Below are 7,365 nucleotides of genomic sequence, written 5' to 3' on the forward strand. Positions count from 1 at the left end.
GGTGATGTTTGTAGTAATGAGGACACGGCGACCGCTGAGATAGAAGAAGGGTAGGTCGTCGGCAGCGTCAAGTGTGTATAAGAGCCAGCTGTTGACCGGGTCGGAGATGCGGGGCGTGACCTGGACGCGGGATGCGGCCGGGGCCTTTCCGGCGGTGGCGCAGTTCCGGGCGCTGGCGGCGGAGTGCCGGGCGGTGGTCGGGCCGGGGGTGAAACTGTCCTATGCGGCCGACTGGAGCGAATATTTTGGACGGCAGACGGGCGGGGAGGTGGTGTTTCACCTGGACCCGCTGTGGGCCGATACGAATATCGATCATGTGTCGATCGACTGGTATCCGCCGTTGACCGACTGGCGCGAGGGCGACGGCGGGGTGGATTCCGCGGTGTTCGATGGGGCGGCGGACCCGGCCTATCTGGCGGCGGGCGTCGCGGGCGGCGAGGGGTTCGACTGGTTCTATGCAGGCGAGACCGACCGGGCGGCGCAGGCCAGGACGCCCATCGTCGATACGGCGCACGGCGAGGACTGGCTGTTCCGACCCAAGGACCTGAAGGGGTGGTGGTCGAACCTTCACCATGACCGGCCGGGCGGGGTGCGCTCGGCGACGCCGACGGCCTGGGTTTCGGGGATGAAGCCGGTGCGGCTGTCGGAGTTCGGCTGTGCGGCGGTGGACCGGGGCGGCAATGCGCCGAACCTGTTCCAGGATCCCAAGAGCAGCGAGAGCCGCCTGCCGCCGGGATCGACCGGCGCGCGCGACGACGCGGTGCAGCGGGGCGCGCTGGAGGCGGTGCTGGGGCATTATGCGGCGGCTGAGAACAATCCAGTGTCGGCGGGCTATGGGGGGGCGATGCGGGGGGGGGCGGGCGCCCGCCGCCCGTGTCCCCCCCCCCCGCCCCGCCCGCCTCGTCTCAGGGCGTGGTCGTCGATCCCCAAAGGCTGATGGCCCAGGCCGCGCTGCGGCCCCGGATCCAGGGTCTGGGCGTCAACGGCTTCACCGTCTCGTCGGCCGGCAATGCGTCCGAGCTGCGCAGCGCCGGGCTTCAGTCGGGCGACGTCATCCTGTCCGTCAATGGCGTGGCGCTGAACAGCCCTCAGGCCATCGGCGCCCTGCGTGGCCAGCTGGCCAGCGCCCCGTCCGCCGACATCCAATATGAGCGCGCGGGCGAGACGCGCACCACCACCATAAGGACGCGTCCATGACCGCCTCTCTGCGCAATCGCCTGAAGCGTTCCGGCGTCGGCGCCCTCGCCGCCGTCCTGGCCCTGCAGGCCCCCCTAGCCGCCGCGCCCGTCATGGCCCAGGAGGCGCGCCAGACCCTGAACGTCCAGGGCGCCGACATCCGCGCCTTCATCCAGGACGTGGCCCGCACCACCGGCCGCACCTTCATCGTCGATCCGGCCGTGACCGGGACGGTGACGGTGACCAGCGATCGGCCGCTGGGCCGCGCCCAGATGTTCGAGGTCTTCCTGTCCACCCTGCGGGCCAACGGCCTGGTGGTCACCCCGACCCAGTCGGGCGCCTATCGGATCAGCCCGGCCCAGGGCGCGGCCCAGGGGCCGTCGACGGTCGGGGCCGAACGTTTCTCGACCGAGGTCTTCCAACTGCGCAACATCGACGCAGCCTCGGCCGCCGAGACGATCCGGCCGCTGGTCGGGGCCCAGGGCCAGGTCCTGGCCAATCCCGGCGCCAACAGCGTGGTGGTGGCCGACTTTTCGGACAATCTGGCCCGTATCCGTTCCCTGATCGGCCGGATCGACGTGGACCGGTCCAGCTATGAGGTCGTGGCGCTGGAGAACGCCTCGGCGCGTGAGATCGCCGGGGTGTTGCAGCAGGTGATGGCGGCGCCGAGCGGCGGCGGGCAGGGGATGGTCACCGTCACGGCGGTGGAAAGCTCGAACTCCATCGTCCTGCGCGGCGACGGCCAGGCCCTGGCCCGCGTGCGCGGCCTGATCCATGACCTGGACGGCCGCTCGCGCGCCAGCCAGGACGTGAACGTCGTCTTCCTGGAACACGCCAACGCCGAGCAGCTTCTGCCGGTGCTGCAGCAGGTGGTGGGCCAGCCGGTCACGGCCTCGACGGGCGCGAGCCAGGGCTTGCGCACCGCCCCGACCGGATCGACGAACGGCGCGTCGAGCGGCCTGTCGCGCGCCGCCTCCAGCCTGGGTGGAGCGGACGCGGACCGCGGCGCCATCGGTTCGTCCACTGTCACCGCGACCGGACAGCGCGCCACCATCGCCCGCTTCCCCGGCGCCAACGCCTTGGTCATCGCTGGGCCGGCCGACATGCAGCGGACCCTGGCCGACGTCATCCGGCGGCTGGACGTGCGCCGCCAGCAGGTGCTGATCGAGGCCATCGTGGTCGAGCTGAGCGACAACGCGGTGCGCGAGCTGGGCGTCCAGTGGCTGTACGGCGGCGAGAACGGCGTCGGTCTGACCAACTACACCGCCAACGCCACCCCGCTGGTGAACATGGCCGGCGGCGCCTATGCCGGGCAGCTGGACAAGGACGATCCGCTGCGGGAACAGCTACAGACCCTGGCCCTGAACAGTCTGGTGGGCGCCAACGGCTTTATCGGCGGCGCCGGGGTCGAGGTCGGCGACGGCCTGTTCGGCTTCATCATCAATGCGGCCAAGACCGACAAGGGCTCCAACCTGCTCCAGACCCCGTCGATCATGACGCTGGACAACGAAGAGGCCACCTTCCTGGTCGGACAGGAGGTGCCGATCACGACCGGCCAGACCCTGCTGGACGGCAATTCCAACCCCTTCACCACGACCGACCGCAAGGACATCGGCGTTCGGCTGACGGTCAAGCCGCAGATCAACGCCGGCGGCTCCATCACCCTGACGCTGCGCCAGGAGGTGTCGGCGATCAACGGCGGGCTGACCCGTGGCGCGACAGACCTGGTGCTGGACAAGCGCGAGCTGCAGACGACCCTGGTGGTCGATGACGGCGACATCGCGGTCGCCGGCGGCCTGCTGGACCAGAACGACATCATCTCGACCGACAAGATCCCCGGCCTGGGCGACCTGCCGGGCGTCGGCGCCCTGTTCCGGTCGAACAGCCGTCAGCGCGGGCGGACCAATCTGATGGTCTTCCTGCGTCCCACCATCGTCCGCACCCGCGAGGAGGCTCAAGGGCTGGCCGCCGATCGCTGGGGCTATATGCGCGACCAGCAGCAGGCGGTGCAGCCGGATCGCGAGCCCAGCCTGGACGCCCTGGTGCGGGACTATATGCGGACCCAGGCGCCGGCCGCCCCGGCGACGGGCCAGCCGATGGTGATCGCCCCGACTGGCGTGACCGCCCCCGTCGCCCCGGTCGAGGTCGCGCCCCTGCCGCCGACCGGAAACTGATCCCATGATCACCCTGGTCAGCCCCAGCCTGCCCTATGGATTCGCCAAACGACACGGCGTCCTGCTGCTGGACGCCGGCGAGGTGGCGCGGGTGGGTCTGCGCGAGGGGGCGGATCCCAAGGCCCTGATCGAGGCGCGGCGCGTCCTGGGGCGCCCCCTCGCGGTCGAGGCCCTGAGCCAGGCGGCCTTCGACCGCCAACTGTCCGAGGTCTATGCCGGCGACCATCTGGCGGCGACCGACGGCGACGATCTGGACATGCCGGCCGGGCTGGACAGTCTGATCGACGACATCCCGGCGGCGGCCGATCTGCTGGATACGGCCGACGATGCGCCGGTGATCCGGCTGATCAACGGGATCATCGCCGAGGCGGTGCGGACCGGCGCGTCCGACATCCACCTGGAGACCTATGAGAGCGCCCTGCTGGTGCGAATGCGGATCGACGGTGTGCTGCGCGAGGCCCTGAGCCTGAACCCGCGCATCGCCCCGCTGCTGGTGTCGCGGATCAAGGTCATGGCGCGGCTCGACATCGCCGAGAAGCGCGTGCCGCAGGACGGGCGCATCCCCCTGGCCCTGGGCGGCAAGACGCTGGACGTGCGGGTCTCGACCCTGCCGTCGCGCGGCGGCGAGCGGGTGGTGATGCGGATTCTGGACAAGGATCAGGCGGGGCTGACCCTGGACCGTCTGGGCATGGCGCCCGACGCCCTGGCCGCCTTCCGCGCCGCCCTGGCCGAGCCGAACGGCATCATCCTGGTCACCGGGCCGACGGGCTCGGGAAAGACCACCAGCCTGTACGCCGGCCTGGCCCTGCTGAACGACCAGACGCGCAACATCCTGACGGTCGAGGATCCGGTCGAATACGCCATCGACGGCGTGGGCCAGACCCAGGTCAACACCAAGGTCGGCATGACCTTCGCGGCGGGTCTGCGCGCCATCCTGCGCCAGGACCCGGACGTGGTCATGGTGGGCGAGATCCGCGACGTGGAGACGGCGGGGGTCGCGGTCCAGGCCGCCCTGACCGGCCACCTGGTCCTGTCCACCGTCCACACCAACGACGCGGCGGGGGCGGTGACGCGGCTGCGCGACATGGGGGTGGAGCCCTTCCTGCTGGCCTCGACCCTGCGGCTGATCGTGGCCCAGCGGCTGGTGCGGCGGCTGTGCGACCACTGCCGCACGCCCGAGATCGCCGACAAAAAGACGGCGAAACTGGTCGGCGCCAAGGCCGGGGTGCAGGTCTGGCGTCCGCACGGCTGCGCCCACTGCGGCAATACCGGCTACGTCGGCCGGGTCGGCCTGTACGAGGTGCTGAAGATCGACGATCGCGTGCGCCGGCTGATTGCAGCCGAGGCGGATGAGGACGCCGTGGTCGCCGCCGCCTTCGCCGGGGGCGGAACCCTGACGGAACGCGCCCGCGCCCTGGTGCTGGACGGCGTGACCTCGGTCGAGGAGGCGGTCCGCGTCGCCCGCCAGGAGACGGCGACCGATCCGGCGGAGGCGGCCTGATGGCGGCCTTCGACTATGTGGCCGTCGATGCGGCGGGGCGGACGGTGTCCGGCGCAGTCACCGCTTCGGACGAGGCGGCGGCGCGCGGCTGGCTGACCAAGCGCCGGCTGATGCCGCTGGAGCTGACGCCGGCCCGGATCGCGCCGCGTGCCGAGCGGACGGGCGGCGCCGGCCGGGGCGACCGCCTGAACGCCAAGACCCTGGCCCTGACGACGCGCCAGCTGGCGACGCTGATTTCGGTCTCGCCGATCGAAGAGGCCCTGCGCACCCTGGCGCTTCAGGCCGATCGGCCGGTGGTGCGGCGGGTGCTGGAAGGCGTGCATGCAGGGGTCATGGAGGGGCGTCGCCTGTCCGACGCCATGGCCTTGCAGGGCCAGGCCTTTCCGCCCCTGTACCGGGCCATGGTCTCGGCCGGGGAACAGTCGGGCGCGCTTCAGCCGATCCTGGAACGTCTGGCCGACGGGCTGGAGCGGGACCAGCAGGTGCGCGGCAAGGTGATCACCGCCGTGGTCTATCCCAGCGTCCTGGCCGTGGTCGCTCTGGGCGTGATCGCCATTCTGATGACCTTCGTCGTGCCCAAGGTGGTCGATCAGTTCGAGAGCATGAACCAGACCCTGCCGCTGTTGACGCGACTGGTGATCGGGGTGTCGGACCTGATGCGGAACTGGGGCTGGCTGTTCCTGCTGCTGCTGGCCGGGCTGATCGTCGCGGGCGTGGTCGCGCGACGCCGACCCGAAATCCGCCTGCGGATCGACCAGGCGATGCTGAGGCTGCCGGTCATCGGCCGTCTGACGCGGGACCTGCATGGGGCCAGGATGGCGCGCACCCTGTCGACCATGATCGCCGCGGGCCTGCCGGTGCTGGAGGGCCTGACCATCACCGCCCGCACCGTGTCCAACATGGCCCTGCGTCAGGCGACGGAATCCATGGGCGAGGCGGTGCGCGAGGGCGTGGGCCTGTCGGCCGCCATGCGCCGCGCCGACGTCTTTCCCCCGCTGCTGGTCTATATGACCGCCTCGGGCGAGAGCAGCGGACGGCTGGAGCCGATGCTGGAACGCGCCGCCGACTATCTGGAACGCGAGTTCGCGACCTTCACCGCAGTGATGCTGAGCCTGCTGGAGCCGGCCATCATCGTGGTCATGGGCGGGGTGGTCGCGATGATCGTCCTGTCGATCCTGCTGCCCATACTTCAGATCAACACCCTGGCCATGGGGTGAGGAGAGTTTAGTCATGACGTCCGAAAATCAGAACAAGCGACGCAAACGTCAGGGTTTCACCCTGGTCGAACTGATGGTGGTCATCGTCATCATCGGCCTGCTGGCGACCGTGGTGGCGCTGAATGTCCTGCCCAGCCAGGACCGGGCCATGGTCGGCAAGGCCAAGGCGGACATCTCGGTTCTGGAGCAGGCGATCGAGACCTATCGCCTGGACAATCTGAACTTCCCCACCGACCAGCAGGGGCTCGAGGCCCTGGTGTCCGCGCCGGCCGGCCTGGCCCAGCCGGAACGCTATCGCCAGGGCGGCTATGTGCGTCGCCTGCCCGAAGATCCGTGGGGCAACCCCTACCGCTATCGTCGCCAGAGCGCGCACGGCCAGCAGTTCGACGTCTTCTCCCTGGGGGCGGACGGCAAGGAAGGGGGCGAGGGCAATGACGCGGACCTCGGCAACTGGCAGGGCTAGGCTTCAGCGTCGCCGTTCTGGATTCACCCTGGTCGAGCTGATGGTCACGGTGGCCGTCATCGGATTGGCGGCCGGGGCGGTCGCCCTGTCCTTGCCCGATCCCCGACCGGCCGTGGGTCTGGAGGCGGAGCAGTTCGCCGCCCGGCTGTCGCGCGCCCGCGAGGAGGCGATCCTGACCAATCGGCCGGTGGCGGCGGATGCGGACACCGCCGGCTACGCCTTTTCCAGTTTCGACGGCGCCGTCTGGACGCCGCTGAACGGCGTCTTCATCGCCCGCACCTGGGGCGAGGGCGTCGCGGCGCCGGCGGACCCTGTGCGCATCGTCTTCGATCCCACCGGCGTGGCCGACCCCGCCCGGGTCCGCCTGACCCGCGACAACCAATCCCGCACCGTCACGGTCGACGGCGCGGGCGAGGTGTCGATCCATGATTGATTCCGTTCCAGCAGCGCGTGGTCGTCCGGCCGGCGGCAGGGCTCGACACGCCCGCGCCGGGTTTACGCTGATCGAAATGCTGGTGGCCCTGGCGGTGTTCGCCCTGGCGGCCATGGCCCTGTTGAACCTGTCAGGCGAGAGCACCCGTTCCGCCGTGCGCGTCGAGGCGCGCACCCTGGGCGGTCTGGTGGCCGAGAATGTCGCGGCCGAGGCCATAATCGCGCCCAGCCTGCCGGTGGGCGAAGTCAGCGGCGAAACCCAGATGGCCGGCCGCGTCTGGCGCTGGCGTCGCGTCGTCACCGGGACCGAAGTCGCCGGCATGGGCCGGATTGACGTGCGGGTCTTCACCGACGAGGGCCAGGTGGCCGACCGCGTCCTGTTCCGGGCGGCCGGGGCATGAG

Annotated in this window: 8 protein-coding genes; all 8 read left to right on the forward strand. The window is 70.6% G+C overall.

Features of this window, described 5'->3' with window-relative positions:
* Positions 1–91 precede the first annotated feature (91 nt).
* Genes ER13_RS14870 through gspI form a run of 8 tightly spaced genes read left to right on the forward strand, consistent with a single transcriptional unit; the run spans position 92 to position 7,364 of the window.
* Entirely contained in the window at positions 92–937 is an 846-nt protein-coding gene (locus ER13_RS14870) for a glycoside hydrolase TIM-barrel-like domain-containing protein (protein WP_035310464.1), read from the forward strand.
* Entirely contained in the window at positions 937–1,197 is a 261-nt protein-coding gene (locus ER13_RS14875; protein WP_231492567.1) for a hypothetical protein, read from the forward strand. Before ER13_RS14870 ends, ER13_RS14875 begins: the two co-directional genes overlap by 1 nt.
* Entirely contained in the window at positions 1,194–3,350 is a 2,157-nt protein-coding gene (gspD, locus tag ER13_RS14880; protein WP_035310465.1) for a type II secretion system secretin GspD, read from the forward strand. Before ER13_RS14875 ends, gspD begins: the two co-directional genes overlap by 4 nt.
* A 4-nt stretch (positions 3,351–3,354) precedes the next feature.
* Positions 3,355–4,851: a type II secretion system ATPase GspE gene (gene gspE, locus ER13_RS14885; protein ID WP_035310467.1), complete on the forward strand. Its 1,497-nt coding sequence runs from the start codon at positions 3,355–3,357 to the stop codon at positions 4,849–4,851.
* A complete protein-coding gene (gene gspF, locus ER13_RS14890) occupies positions 4,851–6,068 on the forward strand; it encodes a type II secretion system inner membrane protein GspF (protein ID WP_035310469.1) in 1,218 nt (405 codons plus the stop codon). Before gspE ends, gspF begins: the two co-directional genes overlap by 1 nt.
* A gap of 13 nt (positions 6,069–6,081) precedes the next feature.
* On the forward strand, positions 6,082–6,531 hold the full coding sequence (gene gspG / locus ER13_RS14895; protein ID WP_035310471.1) for a type II secretion system major pseudopilin GspG: 450 nt from the start codon (positions 6,082–6,084) through the stop codon (positions 6,529–6,531).
* Complete coding sequence (locus tag ER13_RS14900) at positions 6,500–6,964, forward strand: GspH/FimT family pseudopilin (RefSeq protein ID WP_081836253.1); 465 nt, start codon at positions 6,500–6,502, stop codon at positions 6,962–6,964. The genes gspG and ER13_RS14900 overlap by 32 nt, the downstream gene beginning before the upstream one ends.
* Positions 6,957–7,364: a type II secretion system minor pseudopilin GspI gene (gene gspI / locus ER13_RS14905; RefSeq protein ID WP_081836254.1), complete on the forward strand. Its 408-nt coding sequence runs from the start codon at positions 6,957–6,959 to the stop codon at positions 7,362–7,364. Before ER13_RS14900 ends, gspI begins: the two co-directional genes overlap by 8 nt.
* Position 7,365: the final 1 nt, after the last annotated feature.

The sequence above is a fragment of the Brevundimonas sp. EAKA genome (assembly GCF_000698025.1).
In the GTDB taxonomy this organism is placed as follows: Bacteria; Pseudomonadota; Alphaproteobacteria; order Caulobacterales; family Caulobacteraceae; genus Brevundimonas; species Brevundimonas mediterranea_A.

What these genes read in the sequence shown, in the direction of transcription:
- gspE (WP_035310467.1), top strand. Translation starts at nt 3,355, where the DNA reads ATGATCACCCTGGTCAGCCCCAGCCTGCCCTATGGATTCGCCAAACGA.
- gspD (WP_035310465.1), top strand. Translation starts at nt 1,194, where the DNA reads ATGACCGCCTCTCTGCGCAATCGCCTGAAGCGTTCCGGCGTCGGCGCC.
- ER13_RS14900 (WP_081836253.1), top strand. Translation starts at nt 6,500, where the DNA reads ATGACGCGGACCTCGGCAACTGGCAGGGCTAGGCTTCAGCGTCGCCGT.
- ER13_RS14875 (WP_231492567.1), top strand. Translation starts at nt 937, where the DNA reads ATGGCCCAGGCCGCGCTGCGGCCCCGGATCCAGGGTCTGGGCGTCAAC.
- gspG (WP_035310471.1), top strand. Translation starts at nt 6,082, where the DNA reads ATGACGTCCGAAAATCAGAACAAGCGACGCAAACGTCAGGGTTTCACC.
- gspF (WP_035310469.1), top strand. Translation starts at nt 4,851, where the DNA reads ATGGCGGCCTTCGACTATGTGGCCGTCGATGCGGCGGGGCGGACGGTG.
- gspI (WP_081836254.1), top strand. Translation starts at nt 6,957, where the DNA reads ATGATTGATTCCGTTCCAGCAGCGCGTGGTCGTCCGGCCGGCGGCAGG.